Annotated in this window: 24 protein-coding genes; 16 read left to right on the top strand and 8 right to left on the bottom strand. The window is 68.0% G+C overall.

Annotation, left to right across the window (positions count from 1 at the left end; all coding sequences use genetic code 11):
• Positions 1-845: 845 nt before the first annotated feature.
• Positions 846-1,562: a hypothetical protein gene (locus AC069H_RS19715; protein WP_478233328.1), complete on the bottom strand. Its 717-nt coding sequence runs from the start codon at positions 1,560-1,562 to the stop codon at positions 846-848.
• Positions 1,563-1,579: 17 nt separating this feature from the next.
• Between AC069H_RS19715 and AC069H_RS19710 the strand changes: the two genes are divergently transcribed.
• From AC069H_RS19710 to AC069H_RS19675, 8 genes are all read left to right on the top strand, one after another.
• Positions 1,580-1,777 (top strand): hypothetical protein, encoded by a 198-nt coding sequence (locus AC069H_RS19710; RefSeq protein ID WP_340681402.1) that lies wholly within the window; start codon positions 1,580-1,582, stop codon positions 1,775-1,777.
• 41 nt (positions 1,778-1,818) lie between these two features.
• Positions 1,819-2,085: a hypothetical protein gene (locus AC069H_RS19705; RefSeq protein ID WP_340681401.1), complete on the top strand. Its 267-nt coding sequence runs from the start codon at positions 1,819-1,821 to the stop codon at positions 2,083-2,085.
• Between the two features lie 249 nt (positions 2,086-2,334).
• On the top strand, positions 2,335-3,546 hold the full coding sequence (locus AC069H_RS19700) for a hypothetical protein (RefSeq protein WP_478233327.1): 1,212 nt from the start codon (positions 2,335-2,337) through the stop codon (positions 3,544-3,546).
• A 171-nt stretch (positions 3,547-3,717) separates the two neighbouring features.
• Positions 3,718-5,475, top strand: coding sequence for an acetate--CoA ligase (gene acsA, locus AC069H_RS19695; RefSeq protein ID WP_478233326.1), 1,758 nt, complete (start codon positions 3,718-3,720; stop codon positions 5,473-5,475).
• The gene (gene pdhA / locus AC069H_RS19690; RefSeq protein WP_478233325.1) at positions 5,475-6,464 is read left to right on the top strand and encodes a pyruvate dehydrogenase (acetyl-transferring) E1 component subunit alpha; all 990 of its coding nucleotides are present in this window, start codon (positions 5,475-5,477) and stop codon (positions 6,462-6,464) included. The genes acsA and pdhA overlap by 1 nt, the downstream gene beginning before the upstream one ends.
• The gene (locus AC069H_RS19685) at positions 6,461-7,435 is read left to right on the top strand and encodes an alpha-ketoacid dehydrogenase subunit beta (RefSeq protein WP_478233324.1); all 975 of its coding nucleotides are present in this window, start codon (positions 6,461-6,463) and stop codon (positions 7,433-7,435) included. Before pdhA ends, AC069H_RS19685 begins: the two co-directional genes overlap by 4 nt.
• A gap of 1 nt (position 7,436) precedes the next feature.
• Positions 7,437-8,741 (top strand): 2-oxo acid dehydrogenase subunit E2, encoded by a 1,305-nt coding sequence (locus AC069H_RS19680; RefSeq protein ID WP_478233323.1) that lies wholly within the window; start codon positions 7,437-7,439, stop codon positions 8,739-8,741.
• On the top strand, positions 8,738-8,995 hold the full coding sequence (locus AC069H_RS19675) for an acyl carrier protein (RefSeq protein WP_478224519.1): 258 nt from the start codon (positions 8,738-8,740) through the stop codon (positions 8,993-8,995). The genes AC069H_RS19680 and AC069H_RS19675 overlap by 4 nt, the downstream gene beginning before the upstream one ends.
• Positions 8,996-9,041: 46 nt before the next feature.
• On the opposite strand, the gene AC069H_RS19670 is transcribed toward AC069H_RS19675, so the two are convergent.
• From AC069H_RS19670 to AC069H_RS19660, 3 genes are read right to left on the bottom strand one after another with little or no spacing between them, the layout of a single operon-like run.
• Positions 9,042-9,446: a DUF302 domain-containing protein gene (locus tag AC069H_RS19670; protein ID WP_478224520.1), complete on the bottom strand. Its 405-nt coding sequence runs from the start codon at positions 9,444-9,446 to the stop codon at positions 9,042-9,044.
• Positions 9,447-9,470: 24 nt separating this feature from the next.
• Positions 9,471-10,262, bottom strand: a complete 792-nt coding sequence (locus tag AC069H_RS19665; protein ID WP_478233322.1) for a sulfite exporter TauE/SafE family protein — start codon at positions 10,260-10,262, stop codon at positions 9,471-9,473.
• A gap of 10 nt (positions 10,263-10,272) precedes the next feature.
• Positions 10,273-11,631, bottom strand: a complete 1,359-nt coding sequence (locus AC069H_RS19660; RefSeq protein WP_478224522.1) for an MBL fold metallo-hydrolase — start codon at positions 11,629-11,631, stop codon at positions 10,273-10,275.
• Between the two features lie 263 nt (positions 11,632-11,894).
• On the opposite strand from AC069H_RS19660, the gene AC069H_RS19655 reads away from it, so the two are divergent.
• Positions 11,895-12,056 (top strand): hypothetical protein, encoded by a 162-nt coding sequence (locus AC069H_RS19655; RefSeq protein WP_478224523.1) that lies wholly within the window; start codon positions 11,895-11,897, stop codon positions 12,054-12,056.
• A 90-nt stretch (positions 12,057-12,146) separates the two neighbouring features.
• On the opposite strand, the gene AC069H_RS19650 is transcribed toward AC069H_RS19655, so the two are convergent.
• Together AC069H_RS19650 and AC069H_RS19645 are read right to left on the bottom strand one after the other, a co-directional pair.
• The gene (locus AC069H_RS19650) at positions 12,147-12,410 is read right to left on the bottom strand and encodes a metal-sensitive transcriptional regulator (protein ID WP_340681391.1); all 264 of its coding nucleotides are present in this window, start codon (positions 12,408-12,410) and stop codon (positions 12,147-12,149) included.
• Between the two features lie 168 nt (positions 12,411-12,578).
• Positions 12,579-13,178, bottom strand: coding sequence for an Rv1733c family protein (locus tag AC069H_RS19645; protein WP_478233321.1), 600 nt, complete (start codon positions 13,176-13,178; stop codon positions 12,579-12,581).
• A gap of 478 nt (positions 13,179-13,656) precedes the next feature.
• Between AC069H_RS19645 and AC069H_RS19640 the strand changes: the two genes are divergently transcribed.
• From AC069H_RS19640 to AC069H_RS19615, 6 genes are all read left to right on the top strand, one after another.
• Positions 13,657-15,156, top strand: a complete 1,500-nt coding sequence (locus AC069H_RS19640) for an APC family permease (RefSeq protein ID WP_478233320.1) — start codon at positions 13,657-13,659, stop codon at positions 15,154-15,156.
• On the top strand, positions 15,153-16,373 hold the full coding sequence (locus AC069H_RS19635; protein ID WP_478233319.1) for an arginine deiminase: 1,221 nt from the start codon (positions 15,153-15,155) through the stop codon (positions 16,371-16,373). The genes AC069H_RS19640 and AC069H_RS19635 overlap by 4 nt, the downstream gene beginning before the upstream one ends.
• A gap of 11 nt (positions 16,374-16,384) precedes the next feature.
• Positions 16,385-17,386: an ornithine carbamoyltransferase gene (gene argF / locus AC069H_RS19630; RefSeq protein WP_340681387.1), complete on the top strand. Its 1,002-nt coding sequence runs from the start codon at positions 16,385-16,387 to the stop codon at positions 17,384-17,386.
• A 2-nt stretch (positions 17,387-17,388) separates the two neighbouring features.
• Entirely contained in the window at positions 17,389-18,309 is a 921-nt protein-coding gene (arcC, locus tag AC069H_RS19625; protein WP_478233318.1) for a carbamate kinase, read from the top strand.
• Positions 18,310-19,105: 796 nt separating this feature from the next.
• The gene (locus AC069H_RS19620; protein WP_478224529.1) at positions 19,106-19,585 is read left to right on the top strand and encodes a DUF6069 family protein; all 480 of its coding nucleotides are present in this window, start codon (positions 19,106-19,108) and stop codon (positions 19,583-19,585) included.
• Positions 19,586-19,678: 93 nt separating this feature from the next.
• The gene (locus AC069H_RS19615; RefSeq protein ID WP_478224530.1) at positions 19,679-20,014 is read left to right on the top strand and encodes a cupin domain-containing protein; all 336 of its coding nucleotides are present in this window, start codon (positions 19,679-19,681) and stop codon (positions 20,012-20,014) included.
• An 8-nt stretch (positions 20,015-20,022) separates the two neighbouring features.
• On the opposite strand, the gene AC069H_RS19610 is transcribed toward AC069H_RS19615, so the two are convergent.
• A complete protein-coding gene (locus tag AC069H_RS19610; protein ID WP_478233317.1) occupies positions 20,023-20,445 on the bottom strand; it encodes a pyridoxamine 5'-phosphate oxidase family protein in 423 nt (140 codons plus the stop codon).
• A gap of 149 nt (positions 20,446-20,594) precedes the next feature.
• Between AC069H_RS19610 and AC069H_RS19605 the strand changes: the two genes are divergently transcribed.
• On the top strand, positions 20,595-21,002 hold the full coding sequence (locus tag AC069H_RS19605) for a sensor histidine kinase (RefSeq protein ID WP_478233316.1): 408 nt from the start codon (positions 20,595-20,597) through the stop codon (positions 21,000-21,002).
• Positions 21,003-21,233: 231 nt separating this feature from the next.
• Here AC069H_RS19605 and AC069H_RS19600 read toward each other — a convergent pair whose 3' ends face one another.
• Positions 21,234-22,253, bottom strand: coding sequence for an Acg family FMN-binding oxidoreductase (locus AC069H_RS19600; protein ID WP_478233315.1), 1,020 nt, complete (start codon positions 22,251-22,253; stop codon positions 21,234-21,236).
• Positions 22,254-22,388 lie beyond the last annotated feature (135 nt).

The raw sequence follows: 22,388 nt of genomic DNA, 5'->3' as shown, positions 1-22,388 counted from the left end.
GCCCGATTGATGTCATGATGTCCGCTTTCCGCCGGGGTCGTGAGTGGCAAAGACGGTTATGAAGGGGTAAGGCAAAATGTGGCGTGTTGCGAAGCCACTTTCGCACCGTCAGCCGAAGTGATCGACCCAGGTGGTGGTGAAGGCCTCCTTGCCTACCCTGAAGGTAGGGAAGGAGGCCTTCGCTACGTCGTCGACATGGCCCGGGGCGTGTGTCGAAGGGCGGCCATGAGCGGACCGCCCACCGCACCCGACACAGTTGCCTCACCCCTCAATAACCCTCTTTGCCACTCACGACCCCTCGTCAAACTGCACGAATCGCTTAACTCGGACACTGGCACCTCGGAAAATGTCTCTTCTGGACAGGCAGGTAGGTGTCTCTTCGGCGAGTCCCGCTCCTACCGCCAACTCCGGCACGCCACGTTCGCCTTACCCCTCTATAGAACCCGAATCGCCACTCACGACCCCCTCGCTAACCCGCACAAACCGCACAAATCGGACACTGACACTCGCAGAAACTGTCCCTTATGGACAGTCGGGAAGGTGTCTCTTCGGCGAGTCCCGCTCCTGCCGCCAACTCCGGCACGCCACCTTGACTTACCCCGCTATAGGGAGACCGGCCACCACCAAAGCTCGCCTGACCGGCCCGCCGCGGATAGGGGACCTCGCCGTCTTTCGCCACCAGACGGGCATCACGATGGCGCTGTTCCCGAGTGATCTCCGAGCGCCACTCAGGCCAACGCCGGCGCTGGACGGATAGAGATTTCGTGCTCACCGCCTCGCCTTCCGGCTGACGCGCACGGCGAACGTCAGCGCGAACCTGATCCGCGACCGTTGGGCCTTCTCGATCATCTTCCGCGGCCGGTCATCCGCCTCGCCGTGCCGGGCAGGTGACCGCGGCCGGGAATCAGAGGACCCGATGAGACGGAGGCAGCAGGGGTGCGTACGGCGATCTCGCCGCCCAATTCGGCGCCCTCGGCCAGCCTGAGCCTGTCGCCACTCCAGAACCGCCCGGCGTCGTACCAACTCGGCCGGTGCCCGTGAGGCAGCAGGCCCATCGCGTCATAAGTGATCGCGACTATCTCAGCGCAGTAAGCGGTCTCCAGCGCGGCGTCTCCGGTGTCGCGCTTCTTGAACGGAAGCCGGCCGCCCAGCCAGCGGGTGGCGAGGCGGGCCGTCGACGGGAACGGCGTACCGTCCAGCTTGGCGATGGTGCGCAGAGCGGCATCTTCCTCCTTGTCGCCGACAGGAGGATCGAGCTGGCGCAGCCAGACCCGCTGGTGGTACTGCTCGGTCCAAACGAGCACGGCTTGGCGGAGGTCGTGCAGTTGGGCGCCGCGCTGGCGAGCCCCCGTCCAGACATCCGGTAACGAACGCCCCAGCTCCGCGTGCCACAACAGCGGCGGAAGGTCTTCGATCACCACCGCCATGCCGACGTGGTTGACCGGGCTGTTCGTCACCATCCGGATGGTGCGATCGGCCGCGGCCCGGCCGCGGAAGAGCCACAGATCGCCCGTGCGTGCGACGGCGACGGCCTCGTCGAGATCGAGCTCTTTTCCCGGCACAGCGGTAGTCTAGGTAGATGCGCTGGTGGAAGGTAGTGGGTCTGGCCGGACTGGCCGGCGTCGCCGCCACCGGAGCGGTGATCGTGCGCGAGGAGCGGCGGCGGCGCGCCTACACCCCGGACGAGGTCCGCGAACGGCTGCACGCGCGTCTCTCGGAGACACCGGACGCCCCTGAAGGCTCGGGCGTCCCAACGGCCCTCGACTCGGGGTCATAGGTCACTGGCTCACCGTGGTCCGGCTACCTCATCGTGGGGGTATGACTGAGATCTGGCATCACGACTTCCGAGACGGCCTCACTATCGAGGTCCGCGTCCATCAGGACGGCAGGCTTCTGCACCGCGAGCTCTGCGAGTCGGACGAGGAGGCGACGGCCGTGGTCGAGCGGTGGCAGGAGCTCGACGGCGTGACCTGTGAGGTCGACGATCTGACCACCCGCCACCGTGCCGGCGACATCCTCGAACCCGAGCCGAGCGACCTTCTCGACGAAGATTCCGCGCCGGACGTCATCGGATATCGAGAGTAAGGCAAACGTGGCTGGATCGGTGCGGGTGGTCGTGAGTGGCGATTCGGGCTCGAACCCGAATCGGCATTGAATGGACGACACGCGAAGCCGCCACCCGCGCGCCGCGGTGGGTACCCAAGACACCCTTGGCGCTAACCCGAACCGCCACTCACGACCATCGCCTGCGAAGACGACACGTTCGAACTCTCCTCAACAAGGGCCGAGTCAGGTTCCTGACCAAAGCAAGTCTTCGAGAGGAAGGACGCTTCGATGTCCGGAATGAACCGCCGCCCGTCCTGGAAATGGACTACGACAGGGTTGTGCCTGCTGATCGTCTTGGGCATGGCGACGGCCGAGGCGAGTGCCGTCGCCCTGGGCCACGCGCCCCGCGCGGTCGATCTGGGCACCCTGCCAGGACACGTCTACAGCGAAACGGTGGCTTTGAACGACCGTGGAGAGGTCACGGGGACTTCCCACAGCGCGGTGTTGGCGACGTCGCGGGCCGTGCGCTGGGATTCCCGCGGCCGGATCAGTGACCTCGGCGTCCTGCCCGGTACCACCCGCAGCGTGGCGAACGCGATCAACGAACGCGGCACGGTCGTCGGTTTCTCCTATACCGCGGACCTCGACGACAGCCACGCCGTGCGCTGGGAACCCGGCGGACGGATGGCCGATCTCGGAACGCTCCCGGGCGGGATCAGCAGCGGGGCGGGCGGGATCAACGACCAGGGCGCCGTCATCGGGGGTGTCCGGCTCGCCGACCGGCGCTACCGCGCGGTGATGTGGGACCGGAGCGGTCGGATCACGGATCTCGGCCCGCTCCCAGGCGACTCTCAGGCCAACTCGGCGGCCGTCAACGACAAAGGTGTCGTGGTCGGCGCCTCCTATACGGACCCGGCGAACACCCGTCCGGTGCGCTGGAGCCGAAACGGCACCATCGCGCTGGCGCTTTCACCCGGAGACACCACCGGAACTCCGTTGTGTGTCAACGAAAACGGGGTGAGTGCCGGGAATGCCTACCACTCGGATTCCGGTCCATACGCTCGCCGGTGGGACAGTCGTGGCCACGTCACCGAGCTGCTTCCTCCGCCGGGTGGCGTGCGTAGCCGGGTGAGCGGCATCAATGACGCGGGCACCGTCGTCGGAAGCGCCGACCGCGCCGATCAACAGACCCGTGCCATCCGATGGGACCGGGCCGGGACCGTCACGGAACTGACCGCTTTCGGCGGTCCGAGCAGCGCCGCGGCGATCAACCGATGGGGCACCGTGGCAGGCGGCGCGCACCTTGCCGACGGCCGCGGCCATGCCGTCCGCTGGGACGCCGCCGGCCGGATCACCGACCTCGGCACCCTGCCGGGTAGCAGTCTGCCGAGCGAGGCCGTCGCGATCAACGATCGAGGCACCGTGATCGGCAACGGCTACACCTCGAACGGTGAATGGCACGCCGCGATCTGGCGCGCACCCGGGACCAGTGAGGGATAAGGCAAAGCTCACATTCCGTGGACGGCGCCGAGGCCGAAAAGGCCGGCTGAGAGGGACCTACGACCCTCGTCGCGGGCTCGCTTCTCGGCGACGCTCAACGAAAGTCGAAGCTTGCCCGAGGTGGCTTGGAGCGCTTGCGGGACGACGCGATGAACCCCTCCGGAGGCCGTCATGAAATGGGCACCCATCACGAAAACGACCGCTGCGGCGAACCTCGACGGATACGAGCGCACCTGCGCGGAATTCTCGTGGCAGGACGCCGGAACCCTCCTTTCCGGACTTCCGGACGGGCTAGGGCTGAACATCGCGTACGAAGCGGTCGACCGGCACGCCACCGGGCCGATGGCCGGAAAGACGGCCCTGCGCTGGCTGGATCGAGACGACAGAGTCCACGACCTCACCTACGCCGAACTCGCCGAACGCACGAACCGGTTCGCCAATCTCCTGGCCGGACTCGGTGTGCGCCGGGGCGAAAGGGTCTTCACGCTCCTCGGCCGTGTCCCGGACCTCTACGTCGCGACCTTGGGAGCGCTCAAAGCGGGTTGCGTCCTGTCGCCGCTGTTCTCCGCTTTCGGTCCAGAACCCGTCCGGCAGCGGCTGCGACTGGGCGAGGGTGCCGTGCTGGTGACCTCGCCGGCGCTGTACCGACGGAAGATCCGGCGGTTGCGCGCCGAACTCCCGTCCCTGCGCCACGTGCTGCTCACCGGAAGGGACGCCGAACCGGACACCACCGCACTCGAACCGGCCATGGCCGCGCAGAGTGCCACCTACGAGATCGGCGCCACGGCGCCGGAAGATCCAGCCCTGCTGCATTTCACGAGCGGTACCACCGGTACCCCGAAGGGTGCCTTGCACGTGCACGCGGCCGTCCTCGCTCACCACGTCACCGCGCGATACGCGCTCGATCTTCGCGACGACGACATCTTCTGGTGCACCGCCGACCCGGGATGGGTCACCGGCATGTCCTACGGCGTCATCGCTCCGTTGACCCTCGGTGCCACGATCATCAGCGACGAAGGCGAATTCGACGCACGCCGCTGGTATCACGTTCTCGCCTCGCAGCACGTCACCAACTGGTACACCGCTCCGACGGCGCTGCGGATGCTGATGCGCGAAGGCGGCGCGCTCGCAGGCGGCTTCGATCTTTCCGCGTTGCGGTTCATCGCGAGCGTCGGGGAACCACTCAATCCGGAAGTCGTGGTGTGGGGCCAGGAAGCGCTGAACCTGCCGGTGCATGACAACTGGTGGCAGACCGAGACCGGCGCGATCATGATCGCCAATTTCGCGAGCGAGGAGATCCGGCCGGGGTCGATGGGCAGGCCGTTGCCGGGGATCGACGCGGGCCTGCTCGAACGTGGGGACGACGGACGGGCGGAAGTGATCGGCGGGCACGTCCGCGAGATCACAGAGCCGGGAGTCGACGGGGAGCTCGCTCTCCGCCCTGGGTGGCCGTCGATGTTCCGCTCGTACTGGGGCGATCCCGCCCGTTACGGCAAGGCGTTCGCGGACGGCTGGTATCTCACCGGCGATGTCGCCCGCCGGGACGCGGACGGCTACTACTGGTTCGTGGGCCGGGCCGACGACGTCATCAAATCGGCCGGGCACCTCGTCGGCCCCTTCGAGGTGGAGAGCGCCCTGCTTGCCCACCCCGCGGTGGCCGAAGCCGGGGTGATCGGAACACCCGATCCGGTGGCGGGCGAGCTGGTCAAGGCCTACGTCTCCCTCAAACCTGGCCATGAACCCACCGAGGACCTCCGCCTCGAACTGCTCGCGTTCGGCCGCAAGGCACTCGGTGCCGTGGCGCCCAAGGCGATCGTCTTCGACCAGCGACTTCCGCATACCCGGAGCGGCAAGGTCATGCGCCGCCTGATCAAGGCACGCGAACTCGGTCTCCCGGAGGGTGACGTGTCCACTTTGGAGGGTGTGTGATGAACGGGCCGCGGGCGGTACGGACGCCACGGGCGAAACAACGGCACGAGCTGCTCCGTCAGATGATCCGGATCCGGAGGTTCGAAGAACGGTGCGTCGAGCTGTACAGCGCGGCCGCGATCCGCGGATTCATGCATCTCTGTATCGGCGAGGAGGCTGTCGCCGCCGGCATCATGCACGCCGCCGGCCCCGATGACCCGGTCGTGTCCACCTACCGGGAACACGGTCACGCACTGGCGAGAGGTATCCCGATGGAGGCGGTGCTGGCCGAGATGTACGGGCGCACCAACGGATGCAGCCGTGGGCGGGGTGGATCGATGCACCTGTTCGACGCCGGGCACCGGTTCTACGGCGGCAACGCGATCGTCGCCGGCGGGTTGCCGGTGGCCGTGGGACTCGCGCTCGCCGACCGGATGCGCGGCAGGCCGCAGGCCACCGTGTGCCTGTTCGGCGACGGCGCCGTGGCGGAAGGCGAGTTCCACGAATGTCTCAACCTGGCCGCACTCTGGCGGCTTCCGGTGCTGTTCTGCTGTGAGAACAACCTGTACGCGATGGGCACGGCGATCGAACGCGCGCAGGCGGAGACCGATCTCGCCACCAGGGCGGCGTCCTACGGCCTGTCCTCCTGGGCGGTCGACGGGATGGACGCGGTCGCGGTCACCGAGGCGGCCGAGCGCGCGCTGCAAAGCATCCGAGCCGGTTCCGGGCCCTGCTTCCTCGAACTGCGCACCTATCGCTTCCGGGCCCATTCGATGTACGACCCGGAACGGTATCGGGACAAATCCGAGGTCCAGGAATGGAAACGACGCGACCCGATCGAGCGGATGAGCACGCTCATGCGGGACGAAGGCGAACTTGGCGACCGGGAGATCGCGACGATCGAGTCCGAAGTGGACAAGGAGATCCGGGACGCGATCGCGGCCGCCGAAGCCGGCCCGCTCGAGCCCGTGGAAGACCTGACTCGATTCGTTTACTCGGAGCGATCATGACGAAGACGACGTACCGCGAGGCTCTGCGTCAGGGACTCCGCGAGGCACTCGAAGAAGACGATCGGGTCTTCATGATGGGCGAGGACGTCGGCCGGTACGGCGGTTGCTTCGGGGTGAGCCTCGGGCTACTGGAGGAATTCGGCCCCGACCGGATCCGTGACACGCCGTTGTCCGAGTCGGCCTTCGTCGGCGCCGGGATCGGGGCGGCGCTCGGCGGCCTGCGGCCGATCGTCGAGATCATGACGGTCAACTTCAGCCTGCTCGCCCTGGACCAGATCATGAACAACGCCGCCACCCTGCTGCACATGTCCGGTGGCGCGCTCAACGTGCCGCTCGTGATCCGGATGACGACCGGCGCCGGGCGGCAGCTCGCGGCCCAGCATTCGCACAGCCTCGAAGGCTGGTACGCGCACATCCCCGGCCTCAAGGTGATCACACCCTCGTCACTGGAGGACGCGCGGGGAATGCTGCTCACCGCACTGCGCGACCCAGATCCGGTCCTGCTGTTCGAACACGGCTCTCTGTACAACGTCTCGGAGGAACTGGCCGACGACGCGGGCGCGGTGGACATCGAGCGCGCGGCGGTCCGGCGCAGCGGCAAAGACCTGACGATCACCGCGTACGGAGGCACCTTGCGCACCGCGCTGGCCGCCGCGGACGATCTCGCCGCGCAGGGAATCGACGCCGAAGTCCTCGACCTTCGCGTCCTCCGCCCGCTCGACGAAGCGGCCATCCTCGCCTCGGTCACCCGGACCCATCGGCTGGTGATCGTCGACGAGGGCTGGCGCAGCGGCAGTCTCTCCGCGGAGATCGCCGCCCGGGTCGCCGAGAAGGCGCTCTACGAGCTGGACGCGCCGATCGAGCGGGTCTGCACGGCCGAAGTACCGATCCCCTATGCCGAACAGCTAGAGGAGGCGGCCCTCCCCCGGCCCGTGGACATCGTGGCGGCGGCGAAGCGAGCGGTGGGCTGAGATGGCCGACTTCCTGATGCCTTCTCTCGGTGCGGACATGGATTCCGGAACCATCCTCGAATGGCTGGTGGCCCCGGGAGCAAAGGTGCACCGTGGCGACATCGTCGCGGTGGTCGACACCGCCAAGGCCGCGATCGAGGTGGAGTGCTTCACCTCCGGCACGGTGGAAGAGATCCTGGTTCCACCCGGCACCTCGGTGGCGGTCGGCACCCCTCTGGCCCGGATCGGCTCCGCCGAAGCCGGGATCGAACCGGAACCGCCGACCGCCCCGGTGCCCGAACGGCCTGTTCCCGCGATACCGGAGCAGCCGCGAAGGTCCACGATCGAGCTGGCGAGCCCACCGGCGCGATCCTTCGCCGCACAGGTCGGTGTCGATCTGGAGACGGTGCGGGGAACCGGCCGTGACGGCCGCATCACGCACGCCGACGTCGAACGTGCCCGCCCGGACCGCCGCGCGATCGAGATCGGCGGCGGGCGGCTCAAGATATCGCCTTACGCCCGGCGGCTCGCCAGGGAACGTGGTGTCGACCTGAGTTCACTCGAACCCGGCTCCGCCGACGGCGCCCTGCGTGCGCGCGACCTTCCCGCCATCACACCGGCGTCCACGACACCGTCGGCCGAACCACCGCGGCACATCGCCGATCCGGTGGCACTACGGCAGACGATCGCCGCCCTGATGGCCCGCTCCAAACGCGAGATCCCGCACTACTACCTCTCCGCGACGATCGATCTGAAGGCCGCGACCGACTGGCTGCGTGAATACAACCTCGCGGTACCGGTCACCGAACGGGTCGTTCCGGCGGCCCTGCTGATCAAGGCCACCGCGCTCGCCGCCGTCAAGGTTCCCGAACTCAACGGTCACTGGAAGGACGGCGCTTTCCGTCCGTCGGCCGAAGTGCACCTTGGTGTCGCCGTGGCGCTTCGGGGTGGCGGGCTCATCGCCCCCGCGATCGCCGACGCCGACCGGCTTTCCCTGCCGGAGACGATGCGACGGCTCCGCGATCTCGTGTCCAGAACCCGGTCCGGCTCCCTGCGCGGCCAGGAGCTGACGACCGCCACCCTCACGGTGACCGATCTCGGCGACAACGGGGTCGAAGCGGTACACGGCGTCATCCACCCTCCGCAGGTGGCGCTCGTCGGCTTCGGCGCGATCACCCCGCGGCCCTGCGCGGTGGGCGACCTCATCGGCATCCGGCCGCTCGTCACCGCGACACTCGCCGGTGACCACCGCGCGACCGACGGCGCCACCGGCGCCCGCTTCCTCAAGACCGTCACAGCCTTGCTGCAGAAACCGGAGGAGCTATGACCCAGCCACTCACCCAAGACCGGGCACACGCGGCGATCCGTTCCGCGCTCCGAGGATTCGCCACCGAGGCCGATCTCGAATCCCTCGACCCCGGCGAAAGCCTTCGTGAAGCACTCGAACTCGACTCGCTCGACTTCCTGACCTTCGTGGAGCGGCTTTCCGGCACTCTCGGCAGGCGGATCGAGGAGAGTGACTACGGCAAGCTGGCCACGATGGACTCCACGACCGAGTTCCTCCTCGCGCGGGCACGCTGAGAGCACCGCGGTCAGGCGATCGGTGACGTGAACCGCGAGTCTTCCGTCAGGACGCCGCGAGGGCGTCCAGAGCCGCCCGGATGCGCTTGCCCGCTTCCTCGGCGACCGGGCGGAGTTCTTCGCGTTCCGGCACTTCGATCATGACGCGCGGGTCGAGTGCCTGGACCAGGCTGCGTTCGTCACCGTCGGCGCGGACCACGACGTTGCAGGGCAGCAACAGCCCGATCATGCGGTCGACCTCCAGCGCACGATGTGCCAGCGGCGGGTTGCAGGCGCCGAGGATCACGTACGGTTCCATGTCGGCGTCAAGCTTGTCGCGCATCGTGGCCTGGACGTCGATCTCGGTCAGTACGCCGAATCCCTGATCTTTCAGCGCCGCTCGCACTTCGGCGACGGCTTTCTCGTAGGGCAGGTCCAGGGTGAGGCTCAGGTCGTATTTCACGGTGATCATTTCCTTTCTCGATGGATGGGCGGTTCAGCCGCCGCGCAGGGCGGCTGGGGCGAACACGGCCGCGGCCGCGACTCCGGCGGCGACCACGAGGATCACGTAGGCGAACGTCCGCCGGACGGTCCGCTCCGGGAGCCGGTCGCCGACCTTCCCGGCCACCAATGACGCCAAGAGGGCCACCGCGGCGAATACCGCGGCGATGTCGTAGGGCAGATCCGGCATCGTGGTGGCGTGGGCGGCCAGCCCGCCCAGTGAGGTGAGCACGATGACGACCAGTGAGGTCGCGACCGCTTCCGGCGCGGTGAGGCCGAGCAGCATGGTCAGGGCGGGGACGATGACGAATCCGCCGCCGACCCCGAACAATCCGGTCAGCACCCCGACGACCGCGCCGACGGCAAGGGCCTTGGGCACGCAACTTCGCCAGTTCACCCCGCCCGCACTGGTCCGGCAGGCGCCGTCGCGCTCCGACGCGGCGGTGAGCATCCGTACCGCTACCACCGCCATGAGCACGGCGAACGCGACCAGCAGCCAGCGGTCGGGCAGCAGTTTCCCCAGCGCGGTGCCGGCGAACGCGGCCGGGACACTGGCAGTGGCGAAGACCAGCGCCACCGGCCAGCGGATCACCTTCGACCGCCACCGCCCCACCAAGCCCCCGGCCGCGGACACCGTGACGACCAGCAACGACGTCGGGATCGCCGCGGACAGCGGGAGGCCGACCCCATAGACCAGTGCGGGGATGGCGAGGATGGAGCCGCCCGCGCCGAGCAGGCCCAGGGCGGCGCCGATGATCAGGCCGAACGCCGCCGCCAGGATCATCATGGTGGCCGCCTCAGCCGGTGGCCATGGCAAGCCCTGCCAGGGCCGCCCGGTCGAACTCGTCATCCACCGCGACGACCCGGCGCCCGGCCGCGGCGAGGACGGAGGCCGCGATCGACGCGCGGTAGCCGGCCTGACAATGCACCCACACCTCTCCGGAAGGCACCTCACCGAGACGACCCAGCAGGTCGTGCAGCGGGATGTGCACGGCACCGTCGATGTGGTTCCGCGCCCATTCCAGGTTGCGCCGGACATCGAGAACGGTCACCGGCCGATGGTGACGGACCATGGCCAGCTCACCGAAATCCGCTCGGTGGAACGACCCGAGCGGCGCGGCGCCCGACCACGCTTCGGGCGTGCCGGTGGCCGCGGCTTCGACACGATCGATTCCGATCCGGACCAGTTCGCGCTGCGCGCCGGCGACCTGCTCCGCGGTGTCGCCGAGCAGGGACAGCGGCGTACCCCAGGGGATCAGCCACCCCAGATAGGTGGCGAAATTGCCGTCGGCACCGAAGTTCAGCGTGCCTGCCACGTGCCCTGCCGCGAACGCGGTCCGCGACCGCAGGTCCACTACCCACTCCCCTGCCTCGATGCGCGAACGCAACTCGGCCGGATCGGCGGTCTTCGGTGCGGCGAGGTCGGGGAGGCCCGGGCCGGCGCTGTTCGCCGGTCCCATATGAGCGTAGTAAGCCGGGTAGGCGTCCAGCCCGGCGAGCAGGCTGTCCACATAGTCGCGCTCCTGCTGCGTCAGGACCGGGTTGATCCGCTTCTCCCGACCGATCGTCGACCGATCCGCGTCGGACTGCGTGGCCGAGCAGAAACTGCCGAAACCGTGCGTCGGGTAGATCTCGGCGTCATCCGGCAGGATCTCGGCCAGCCGATGAGCCGACGCGTACTGCCGCTTCACCAGCTCATCGGTGTGGGCGGGGCCGAGCAGGTCGGGACGGCCCGTGGAGCCGTACAGCAGCGAACCGCCGGTGAACACCGCCGGGACCCGTCCAGGCGCCTCCAGCACGTAGGACAGGTGCGTGAAGGTGTGCCCTGGTGTCGCCAGCGCCCGTACGCGCATGTGTGGCCCGACTTCCACCACGTCCCCGTCCTCGATCGACGCGCGTTCGAAGGACACCTTGTCCGCGGCGTTCACGTGGTAGGCCGCGCCGGTCACACGGGCCAAAGCGAGCCCGCCGGTCACGTAGTCGTTGTGGATATGGGTCTCGAACACGTCCGTGATCCGCAACCCACGCACTTGCGCCAGGTCCGTCACCCGGTCGATGTCGCGCTGCGGGTCGACCACGAACGCCGTCTCGCCGTCCTCGACGAGGTAACTGCGGTCTCCGAGGCTCGGAGTGTCGATGGCGATGATCTCGATCATAAAGCCTCCTTATACCCCCGGGGGTATCTAACCTCCAGTGTAGCGCATCGGCCGGCACTTCGCCGGACACCTTAAAAGGCACTGCGACAGAAGGTGATTCGCCCCATCGAGACAGCGTCGCAGCACCGAGGACACATCTCCAGAGACCATGGTCCCCACTCCACCGCCGACGGCTCATCCGGACCGCGGCAGGCGTACACAGGTACCCCTGGGGGTATAGTGGCCGCAGAGGCCTTGTCGTGAGCCCCTTGGAGGAACACCGAATGTGCCAGCGAATCGTCTGTCCGAAATGCGGAAAGCCGTCCTATCGGGGCTGCGGCAACCACGTCGAGCAGGTACTGGGCGATGTGCCCGCAGCCCAGCGCTGTTCCTGCGCCACCGAGCAGCCCGCACGGAAGCCGTGGCGACTGTTCCGCCGTCGCTGAAATCCCGGGCGACGACGGCGGTTCGTCCCACTCGGCGCGACGCGGGCGTCTCGGTGTCGCGCCGAGTCCGCCCGCGGCCGGCCCGGACCCTCAGGCCAGGGTCATGAACAGCTTTTCGAGCTCCTCGCGATCGGCGGCCCCTTGCACGGAGTCATCGGCGAGGCACTGCTCCAACCCGCTGGCGATCAACCGGAAACCCGCCCGGTCCAGCGCACGGGAAACCGCGGCGAGCTGGGTGATGACCTCCCGGCAGTCTCGTCCGTCGTCCATCATCTGGATCAGGCCACCGACCTGCCCTTGCGCCCGCCGCAGCCGCTTGCGCACGTCCGCGACGACATCTTGGTTCAGCTCCACACCGACCTCCTCAGGTACCCCCCAGGGTACCTGGAACGCGTGTGCGGTGTTCGGCGGCGCGCGGTCGGGGCCAGCTCTCCTTGCCCGCCGGGAACCGCGGTCTTGAATGATCCGGCTCGGGCTCGGGGAGAGAACAGGACGAGGGCCGACGCGACAACTCCGTTCCCCTCACGCCGCGGTCCAGGTTTCCGACACCCGCCGCCATTCCCGCTCCCACGCGGCACCGCGCAGGCGACCCAGCATCGAACGACCGGCGAGAAAGAAGCCCGTAAGCAGCATCACGCACACGATCCAGAAGGCGACGCCGACGCCGACCCCCTGGCCGGCCACGTCAGCGGGCGTCGCGGGCGCCTCGACCGCGTTACCCTTCGCGTCGAGCCAGATCCGTATTTCGTTGCCGGTGGTCAAGCCGGGGTCCACGGTGACCACACCCTCCCGGACAGGCCCGCCGGGGACCGTCCAGCGAGCATGCGCCTTCACCGTCTCTTCGACGGGCACTCCATCGAACCGGACCTGCGCGGGCGGCGCGTCGGCCACCAGCATCGCAGTCGACTCGTGCCGGTTCGCGGCCTGCTCACCCGCTCGCCGCAACCCGGCGTCGTAGGCCTCGGACCCCACTGCCACGGCGAACGGGATCACCAACAGGGCGACCAGGACCACACCGATCACCAGCGCGGCCTCCAGCCGATCCGACGGCCGGGCAAGCGGGTTCCGGCCGACATGAAGCCGCCGCCACACCGCCGTGGCGATTCCCGGCTGTGCTCGCATGATTCTCTCCTCGGTCAGGGGCCGCTCCAGGAACGAATGTCGACGCCTGGCTTCCAGCCTCTCTCCCTGAGGGAGCACACGGGAGTGGCTGTGGACCCCTGCGAACCGGGACCTTCGGCATGCCACCGTCCGATCCGGCCCTTAGGCCCATCGACCGCGGACCTAAGCCCCATGGCACTGCCGCGCCGGACGTAGATCCTCTATTGGAGGGAAAGGCGAAGGTGTCATATCGGCCGGGTTCGCCGTGAGTGGCGATCCGGATTGTCGAGGGCGCGGCAGAGCCGGCGTGATCGCGGTCTCCGACCTTCTCAGTACCGGGCCTTGGCTGGCTGACTGTGCGGAGCTTGTGTCATCCAACGCAGCGAAATCCACACGGTCCTGCCGCGGGGCTGCGGAAACTGGGGCACTCGACGTCACACGCCACCTTTGCCTTACCCCTCAGGTAAGTGGGCCTACGGACGGAAGATCGGAAAGACTGATGGCACAGCAGGAACAACCCGGAGACCTCGACGGAGCCGAGCCAGACGCCGAGGCCCCGGCGGGCGGCAAGGAGTTCTCGAACCGGTTCGGCTTGCCGGCCGCGACGGCGCTGGTGGTCGGTTCGATCATCGGAACGGGCGTGTTCGCCCTTCCCTCGTCCTTGGCCCCGTACGGCTTGTCGAGTCTCTTGGCCTTCGCCTTGGTCACGATCGGCGCCTTGGCTCTGGGCTCGGTGTTCGGTTGGCTCAACAAACGCGTGCCGGGCTCGGGCGGGCCGTACTTGTACGCGCGGGACGCCTTCGGTGACTTCGGCGGCTTCGTCACCGCCTGGGCCTATTGGCTGACCGCCTGGGTGGGCAACGCCGGTATCGCGGTCGCCTGGGTCGGGTACGTGGAAGTGTTCGTCAACAAGGATCACAACCCGTGGTGGTCGATCGCCATCGCGCTGGTCGGTCTGTGGCTGCCCGCCGCGATCAACATCTCCGGCGTCCGGAACCTCGCGTGGTTCCAGATCGTCACCACGATCCTCAAATTCGTGCCGCTGGTGTTCATGGCGACCATCGGTTTGTTCTTCGTCAAGGCCGAAAACCTCGGTTCGTTCAATCCCAGCGGACTGTCGTGGGTGGGCGCCGTCTCCGCGGCGGCCGCGATCGCCCTGTTCAGCTACCTCGGCCTGGAGACCGCCTCGGTGGCCGCCGGACGCGTCCGCGACCCGCGGCGCAACGTGTCCCGGGCGACCGTGCTCGGCACCCTCGTCTGCGCCGTCGTCTACGTCCTGGGGACCGTCACGGTGTTCGGCACGGTCGGACAGCAGGCGCTGGTCGACTCCACTTCACCGTTCTCCGATTCGGCCACCGCCATCTTCGGGGCGAGCTGGGCCGGGCAGGCCATGGCCGTGGTGGCGATCGTCTCCGGGCTCGGCTGCCTGAACGGCTGGACGTTGATCTGCGCCGAGATGCCGATGGCCGCCGCCCGTGACGGGCTGTTCCCGACCCAGTTCGCCAAGCTGAGCAAGAAGGAGATCCCGGTCTTCGGCATCGTGGCCGCCACCGTGCTGGCGTCGGTGCTCACGGCTTTCGGCTACTGGAACTTCCAGTCCGTGTTCACCAACGTGGTGCTGCTGGGTGTGTTCACCGCGGTGATCCCTTACCTGTACTCCGCCGCCGCGCATCTCTACTGGCTCATCGTCCAGGGTCGCGCGCTGAACTGGCCGCATTTGATCCGCGATCTGGTCGTGACCGCCTTCGCGTTGCTCTTCAGCTTCTGGGCACTGGCAGGCAGCGGTTACCAGGCGGTGTACTACGGAGTGTTCGCCTTCTTCCTCGGTATTCCCGTCTACGTCTGGATGAAATCCCAGCGCAAGGAGTACGGCGAAACCCCCGTCACCCCTATCCGCTACCCCACGGACAGCCCATATTTCCTCTCCCCGAAAGGGAACAACGGCGCAAGCGCCAAGAACGCTTCCCCACCGCCGTCCGAAACGCAGGAGCAGTCATGACTTTCGCCGTTCATTCGGAGGTCGGCCGGTTGCGGCAGGCCATCGTGCACCGTCCCGGACTCGAGCTCACCCGGTTGACCCCACGCAACATCGGCGAACTGCTCTTCGACGACGTCCTCTGGGCCAAGCAGGCGAAACAGGAGCACGACGCGTTCGCCGAAGCCCTGCGGGACAAGGGCGTCCGCGTGCACTACTACGGTCAGTTGCTGGCGGAAACGCTCGCGCTGCCCGAGGGCCGGACGTTCGTGCTGGATCGGGTGTGCACCCCCGAAATCCTCGGCCCGGCGCTGGTCGCGCCGCTGCGGGCCCTGTTCGACGACCTCGACGGCGAGAACCTGGCCGAGTATCTGGTGGGCGGAGTCCTCAAAGCCGACCTTTCCCCGCTGCGAGCGCGGAGTCTCCGATGGGACACCCTCGCCGCCGACGACTTCGTCCTCCCGCCGTTGCCCAATCACCTGTTCCAGCGTGACGATTCCTGCTGGGTGTACCGCGGTGTCTCGATCAACCCGATGGCGAAACCGGCCCGGCAACGCGAATCCCTGCACACCCGGGCCATCTACCGCCACCATCCGATGTTCGCCGGGGCCGGCTTCCACACCTACTACGGTGACGACGACGTCAGCCACCAGCCGGCCACGATCGAAGGCGGTGACGTGCACGTCCTCGGCGAGGGCGCCGTCCTCATCGGCATGGGAGAGCGCACCACGCCCATGGCCGTGGAGATCCTCGCCAAGGCGCTGTTCTCGTCCGGACAGGCACACACCGTGGTCGCCGTGGAGCTTCCGCACTCGCACGCCACGATGCATCTGGACACGGTGATGAGTATGGTCGACCGCGCCACCTTCGTGGTCTACCCCTACTTCGACCGCGGCGCCCGCAGCTGGACCATCACCGCGGGCGAAGAGCCCTCCACGCTGAGCGTGAACGCCAACGACAGCCTCTGGCACACCCTCGCCGAAGTCCTGAAAATCCACGAGGTCACCCTGCTCAGCACCGACGAGGACATCCGGGCCGCCGAGCGGGAGCAATGGGACGACGGTACGAACTACCTCGCCGTCGCACCGGGGGTCGTCCTCGGCTACGAACGCAACGTCGCCACCAACACCATGCTGCGCAAACACGGCATCGAAGTCGTCACCATCGCCGGAAGCGAACTGGGACGCGGCCGTGGCGGCCCGCGCTGCATGACCTGCCCGATCGACCGCGACCCGAGCTGAACGGATCCGAAATGGCCTTCAACCTGCGCAACCGCAGCTACCTCACCGAACTCGACTTCACCAAGGAAGAACTCGTCTTCCTGCTCGACCTCGCCGCCCAGCTCAAGTCCGCGGCCTACGCCGGAATCGCGCAGAACCGGCTGGTGGGCAAGCATTTGGCGCTCATCTTCGAGAAGGCCTCCACCCGGACCCGATGCGCGTTCGAGGTCGCCGCAGCCGAGGAAGGAGCGACCACGACCTACCTCGGCCCCCAGGACGCCCACCTGGGACACAAGGAATCCGCCCGTGACACCGCTCGCGTGCTCGGCCGCATGTACGACGGGATCGAGTACCGCGGCCACGAGCAGGCCACCGTCGAAGAACTGGCCCGGCACTCCGGCGTACCCGTCTACAATGGACTCACCGCGACGAGCCACCCCACGCAATCACTGTGCGACGTGTTCACCATGCGCGAGCACAGCACGAAGCCCTTGCCGGAGATCGCTTTCTGCTACCTCGGCGATACCCGGAACAACGTCGCCCGTTCCCTGCTCGCGATGGGTGCCAAACTCGGCATGGACGTCCGGCTGGCCGGACCCCGCGCGCTTTGGCCCGATGAGGAGCACTTGGCGGCCTGTCTGGCCGAAGGCGCGGCCAGCGGGGCCCGGATCACCGTCACCGACGACGTCGAGGAGGCCGTGACGGGCGCGGACTTCGTCTACACAGATGTCTGGGTGTCCATGGGCGAACCCGCCGGCACCTGGCACGACCGGGTCGAGCTGCTGGCGCCGTATCAGGTCACGGCCAAGACGCTCAGCGCCACCGGCAATCCCGGCGTCCGGTTCCTGCACTGCCTGCCCGCACTGCACGACCGCGAGACCGAGGTGGGAGCCGAAGCGTTCAAGGAATTCGGGCTGGACGGTGTCGAGGTCACCGACGAAGTCTTCGAATCCCCGGCGTCGCTGGTGTTCGAACAGGCGGAGAACCGGATGCACACCATCAAGGCGATCCTGGTCGCCACGCTGGGGAGCTGACCATGCGGATTCTCGTCGCGCTGGGCGGCAATGCCCTGCTGCGCCGCGGTGAACGGCCGGACGCCGACCTCCAGCAGGTCAACGTGCTCGCCGCCGCCGAGGCCCTCGCGGAACTCGCCACCGAGCACGAAGTCGTGCTCACCCACGGCAACGGCCCCCAGGTGGGGATGCTGGCCCTGGAAAGCGCGGCGGACCCCGCCCTGACCCGGCCATACCCACTCGACGTCCTCGGCGCGCAGACCCAGGGCATGATCGGCTACCTGCTCGGCCAGGCACTGCGGAACGTCTTGCCCGGTAAGCAGGTCGCCACGCTGATGACGCAGACGCTCGTCTCCGTCGCCGATCCCGCGTTCGGCGATCCCACCAAGTTCGTCGGCCCGGTCTACACCGAGGAGCAGGCCGCCTCGCTGGCCGCCGAACGTGACTGGACCGTCCGCCAGGACGGCCCGTCCTGGCGCAGGGTCGTTCCTTCGCCAAGGCCGCAACGCGTGGTGGAGACCCCGGTGATCCGCGCGCTCGCCGAGGCCGGAACGATCGTGGTCTGTGCCGGCGGGGGCGGTGTTCCCGTGGTACGAGACGAACACACCGGACGGTTGCGGGGTGTCGAAGCCGTCATCGACAAGGACCAGACCGCCGCCCTGCTCGCCGAAGCCCTGGACGCCGACGCGCTACTGCTGCTGACCGACGTACCCGCGGTCATCGACGACTACGGCACCCCGCACGCCACTCCGATCCACCACACCACTCCGGCACGGCTGCGGTCCCGCGACTTCCCGGCCGGTTCGATGGGCCCGAAAGTCGACGCCGCCTGCCGTTTCGTCGAACTCACCGGCAACACAGCCGCCATCGGCGCCCTCGACTCACCCGCCGCGATGCTGCGGGGCACCGAAGGCACCGTCATCACACCCGGCGGCAAGGCGTGAGCGGTGGGCCACTCAAGCCTCGACTGACACCTTGCCATCGAGGGGTAGGTCGAAGGTGGCGTGACCGAGCCTCTGAGGTGAAGGCCTTCGCTGGGTCAAGGCAGGAAGGCGGCAGTCAGCTGCACCCTGAGTGTCCACAAGGGACACTTTCGCTGACTCAATGTCTGATTGATGCCCGGATGGGCGATTTCACAAGGGAGTCGTGAGTGGCGTTTCGGGTTAGAACCCGAAACGCCACTCACGACCCTCGCCAAACCGCACAAATCGCTCAACTCGGGCACCGGCACCTCGGAAAATGTCCCTTATGGACAGTCAGGAGGTATCTCTTCGGCGAGTCCCGCCCCTGCCGCCGACTCCGGCACGCCACGTTTGACTCCCCCCCCCATAACCCGAATCGCCACTCACGACCCGGCAGGAACCGTGCACACAGGCATCATCCGGCCGCTCGCCCGCCCGAGTACGTCCCTTGTGGACACTCAGGACACGGCCGGCTTCCGCCGGACAGTTCACAACCACACCGCGGAGACCACCTCTCGGCCATGAAGCCGGTGACGGAGTCCTTCACCCCAGAGGCTCGGTCACGCCATATTCGACTTATCTCCGAATGTCCGTCGCGCTCCCCTGCGCCACGTCCGCGCTCTTCCCCAAGAGGTTCATAAGGGAGGGCTGAGCCGGTGAGCAGCCGGAACGCACGCGCGGCGGCGCACGGAAGCATCCGGGCACGCAGGCCGTTGGTCCCGCCAACGGGGTTCCTCTGCCCCTTCTGCACGGCGGAGCCGACGAGCAAGGTTTCACCATGGACAACGACTTCGAGGAAGAGGATCGACCTACTGTCAACGGAGCAAGGCTGTGGGCGGGCGGGGCCGCGACGGCGGTGACCGCCGGCCTGACCGCGATCGTCGGGATCCTGATCGCGCGCGGCCTGGTCAAAGTCGCCGTGCTGGCACCCAGCCGCGAAGGTGCGTGGGGTGGGGCAAGCACCCTCACCTACTCCCTCGCGTCGGCGGCCATCGCACTCGCGGCGACCGCTCTGCTGCATCTTCTTCTGCTCACGGCACCGAAGCCCCGGAGGTTCTTCGGCTGGATCATGGTGCTTTTCACCGCGATCTCCGTCGTGATCCCGCTCAGCCTGGGTGCCGCACTGGACGCGCGGCTCGCGACGGCGATCATCAACCTGGCCATCGGGCTCGCCATCACGATCACGCTGTCCGGCGTCGCGGGTTCGGCCATCCGCCCCCGGCGGACGACCGGATCGTTCGAACACGAATCACCCTGACCCACGGTCAGCGGTGATCCACCTTTCATCCCGGGACGGGCCACCGCACAGGAGAAGGAGAAACACCATGACACCGAGCGAACAGGAACAGCGATGAGCGGCCGTCCCGAGGTCGCGGACGTCGGCGTCCTGGCAGCCGAACTGCTCCAGCAAGCCCGCGAACACCACTCACGGCGTGCCGCCAGGACCCTGGTGGCAGGCAACTCCCAACGGGTCACCCTCATCGCGCTGGCCGAGAGCGCCGAACTGGCGGAGCACGACTCGCCCCCGGCCGCCACACTGCACGTCATCACCGGAAGCGTTCGCCTGAGCACCCACGACCACGACTGGCTCCTCGGCCGCGGTCAGCTGACCGCCCTCCCACCCGAGCGGCACAGCCTGGCGGCGTTCCTCGACAGCGCCGTCCTGCTCACCGTCGCGCTCCACTGAGCGTCCGGTCAAGCGGTGGTGGTCACCGGCGCGTGCAGACGTCGTCCGGTCACCTTCTCCACCTCGATCCGGACGAAATGGTCGCGGCGACCGTCGACCCAAGGCGCCAGCCATGTTCCGGACACGTCCACAAGCTCGGTGACTTCCGTGATCAGGTTCGCGTGGCCGACGACGGTCACACTCCATCCGGTCCGCAGCTCGGGATCGAGTTCGTCGGTCTGGAAGGCCACCACGGTGTTGCCGGTCGCGGCGGCCAGTTTCGCCCCGCCGGCCACCCGGATCACGACGTGGTCCCGCTTCAACCGGAAGTTGACCGGCTGCACCGCCGGCAAGGCGTCTTCGACGAAGACCAGACGCCCCACCCGCACTGTCCGCAGAAGGGCAAGGCACTGCTCGCGGTCCAGGACCTCGAGCTGTTGTCGATCCGCCACGATGACTCCCTGAAGACGTTGAAGAACAAGCACTTTCGAGCATGACCACCGGTTCGCCCACCGGTCAGGGCCGGACGTCCCGGTCTGCGAGGTCCATCGGCCATGACCGTGCTGTCAGTCGCAGCTCCGAAGCGGGAGCCGAGCACAGCTTGCGCCGGGCGCTCTCCGAGATCGTCCGCACCACCACCGACTCGCTCGGCTTCACCCCCGTTCTGCGGCTTGACGGCCCGCTCGACACTCTCGTGCCGACCCGGCTCGCGGTAGATCTTTCCGCGGTCGTCCGCGAAGCCCTCTCGAACATCGCCCGCCACGCCCATGCGACCACCGCCACCGTGCAGGTCTCCGCGACGCCCACCACGCTCACAGCCCGCGTCGAGGACGACGGACACGGCCTCGGCGAGACCACCCGCCGTAGCGGCCTGGCCAACCTCCGCGCCCGCGCGGAGAAACACGGCGGCACCCTCAGGATCGACAGTGCTCCCGGCCAGGGCACGATCCTGAACTGGACGGTGCCGCTGCCCCACGGTGACCAGACGGGGCCGGGCTCGAACAATTAGCTTCCCAGCCAACGACGGGTTGAGCCCGAGCCGTACCGGGTACCTCACCGATCATGTGGATGGCGCTGCTGACCCCGCTGCTGGTCATGGCGTTCGCCTTGACCATGGAGCGCGTCGAAGCGATCGTCCCGAGCCGGGCCGCGCGCTCGATGGACCAGCCTGGCCGGCCCGGTCACCTCGCTACAACGCAGCTACACAGGCGACGTAGCGAAGGCCTTCACGGGCCGGTGATCACCGGCCACCACCGGCTTCGCCACCCCGGAAGCCGGTACCGAGCAGTTCGTCGATCGAGCGCCGCGGGGAATGCGGGACGGCACTCGAGGGATAGCCGAATCGCATGAGCACCTGGAGGGAACCGGGGAGCTCCAAGTCCTCGGTCAGGGCGGCACGCACCTCGGGCAGGTGCAGTGGCTGTGTCAGGACCGAGCCGACGAGTCCTTCGTGGACCGCGTCGAGCCAGGTCAGCTGCAACGCCCGCCCGGCACGAAGATGATCGTGCCGGGTGTCACCTGGTGTGACGAACGCCAGCAAAGTCTCCTCGGCCAGCCTGCGCTTGAGAACCTCACGATCGGGCAGCGCCGTCGACTCAAGGACCAGCCCCGCCCACGGCAGCGAACCGGCCGCTCGCACGCTCGCGGCCAGGCCGGCGCCGTTGCGCTGGTCCTGGTCGCGGACGGTCCACAAGGCCAGCTCCCGCTGGTAGCCGAGGTCGTGCCGGTAGGCCTCGGCGGCGAACTCGAGCCGGTCCGCGACCATGGTCAGCTCGCTCTCGTCGAGGATCGGCCTGGTCTGGACACCTTCGGCCGCCGCGCTGCCCCGCAGATCCACGATCTGGTGCCTGGTCAGCGACCGCCCCGAAAAACGACGGCGATGACTGTGCCGCCGCTTGATCGCGGAATAGCGGTTCACCTCCGCGACCGAAGGGGGCAGCAGCCCGTTCGGTTCGACGGCGGCCACCACTTCGGGCCGGTCCGGATCGGGGAACTCGGCGGTGTACGTCCGGTGGCCGAGCACCCGGATGGCCAGTTCCAGATTGGCCAGCGCGGCACCACACGACATGAGGCGGTCACGACCGTGCGGGTCGTGCTCGGGGAGCTCCAGATCCCGGCGCTCGACCAGGACGAGCAGGCCTTCCTCGAAGTTCAGCCGCCACGGCTGGATGTTGTGCACCGACGGCGCGCGCAGCACCGCGCCCGCCAATACCTCCAGCTCCGCGGGCGACCAGCGCTCCGCCGGCTTTCGTCCGACCATTTCAGTCCTCTCGTACCCACGTCACTTACCTCTACGATGCGCCGCCGCGGCTGACCGGCAGCAGATTCGGAGGACTCGGGTCACCAGGACCAAGGACCCCGCGACGGTGTGACGGCTGCGCCGGGCGGAACGGAC

This window comes from Amycolatopsis sp. NPDC043887, from assembly GCF_056435665.1.
Note: the sequence above shows the minus strand (reverse complement) of the source record. Positions and strands in the feature narration are given on the sequence as shown.

Excerpts from the sequence above, each read along its gene's own strand:
- AC069H_RS19640 (WP_478233320.1), top strand. The coding sequence starts at position 13,657 with ATGGCACAGCAGGAACAACCCGGAGACCTCGACGGAGCCGAGCCAGAC.
- AC069H_RS19660 (WP_478224522.1), bottom strand. The coding sequence starts at position 11,631 with ATGATCGAGATCATCGCCATCGACACTCCGAGCCTCGGAGACCGCAGT.
- argF (WP_340681387.1), top strand. The coding sequence starts at position 16,385 with ATGGCCTTCAACCTGCGCAACCGCAGCTACCTCACCGAACTCGACTTC.
- AC069H_RS19705 (WP_340681401.1), top strand. The coding sequence starts at position 1,819 with ATGACTGAGATCTGGCATCACGACTTCCGAGACGGCCTCACTATCGAG.
- acsA (WP_478233326.1), top strand. The coding sequence starts at position 3,718 with ATGAAATGGGCACCCATCACGAAAACGACCGCTGCGGCGAACCTCGAC.
- AC069H_RS19685 (WP_478233324.1), top strand. The coding sequence starts at position 6,461 with ATGACGAAGACGACGTACCGCGAGGCTCTGCGTCAGGGACTCCGCGAG.
- AC069H_RS19670 (WP_478224520.1), bottom strand. The coding sequence starts at position 9,446 with ATGATCACCGTGAAATACGACCTGAGCCTCACCCTGGACCTGCCCTAC.
- AC069H_RS19655 (WP_478224523.1), top strand. The coding sequence starts at position 11,895 with ATGTGCCAGCGAATCGTCTGTCCGAAATGCGGAAAGCCGTCCTATCGG.
- AC069H_RS19680 (WP_478233323.1), top strand. The coding sequence starts at position 7,437 with ATGGCCGACTTCCTGATGCCTTCTCTCGGTGCGGACATGGATTCCGGA.
- AC069H_RS19600 (WP_478233315.1), bottom strand. The coding sequence starts at position 22,253 with ATGGTCGGACGAAAGCCGGCGGAGCGCTGGTCGCCCGCGGAGCTGGAG.
- AC069H_RS19665 (WP_478233322.1), bottom strand. The coding sequence starts at position 10,262 with ATGATGATCCTGGCGGCGGCGTTCGGCCTGATCATCGGCGCCGCCCTG.
- AC069H_RS19645 (WP_478233321.1), bottom strand. The coding sequence starts at position 13,178 with ATGCGAGCACAGCCGGGAATCGCCACGGCGGTGTGGCGGCGGCTTCAT.
- AC069H_RS19635 (WP_478233319.1), top strand. The coding sequence starts at position 15,153 with ATGACTTTCGCCGTTCATTCGGAGGTCGGCCGGTTGCGGCAGGCCATC.
- AC069H_RS19675 (WP_478224519.1), top strand. The coding sequence starts at position 8,738 with ATGACCCAGCCACTCACCCAAGACCGGGCACACGCGGCGATCCGTTCC.
- pdhA (WP_478233325.1), top strand. The coding sequence starts at position 5,475 with ATGAACGGGCCGCGGGCGGTACGGACGCCACGGGCGAAACAACGGCAC.
- AC069H_RS19710 (WP_340681402.1), top strand. The coding sequence starts at position 1,580 with ATGCGCTGGTGGAAGGTAGTGGGTCTGGCCGGACTGGCCGGCGTCGCC.
- AC069H_RS19615 (WP_478224530.1), top strand. The coding sequence starts at position 19,679 with ATGAGCGGCCGTCCCGAGGTCGCGGACGTCGGCGTCCTGGCAGCCGAA.
- arcC (WP_478233318.1), top strand. The coding sequence starts at position 17,389 with ATGCGGATTCTCGTCGCGCTGGGCGGCAATGCCCTGCTGCGCCGCGGT.
- AC069H_RS19620 (WP_478224529.1), top strand. The coding sequence starts at position 19,106 with ATGGACAACGACTTCGAGGAAGAGGATCGACCTACTGTCAACGGAGCA.
- AC069H_RS19700 (WP_478233327.1), top strand. The coding sequence starts at position 2,335 with ATGTCCGGAATGAACCGCCGCCCGTCCTGGAAATGGACTACGACAGGG.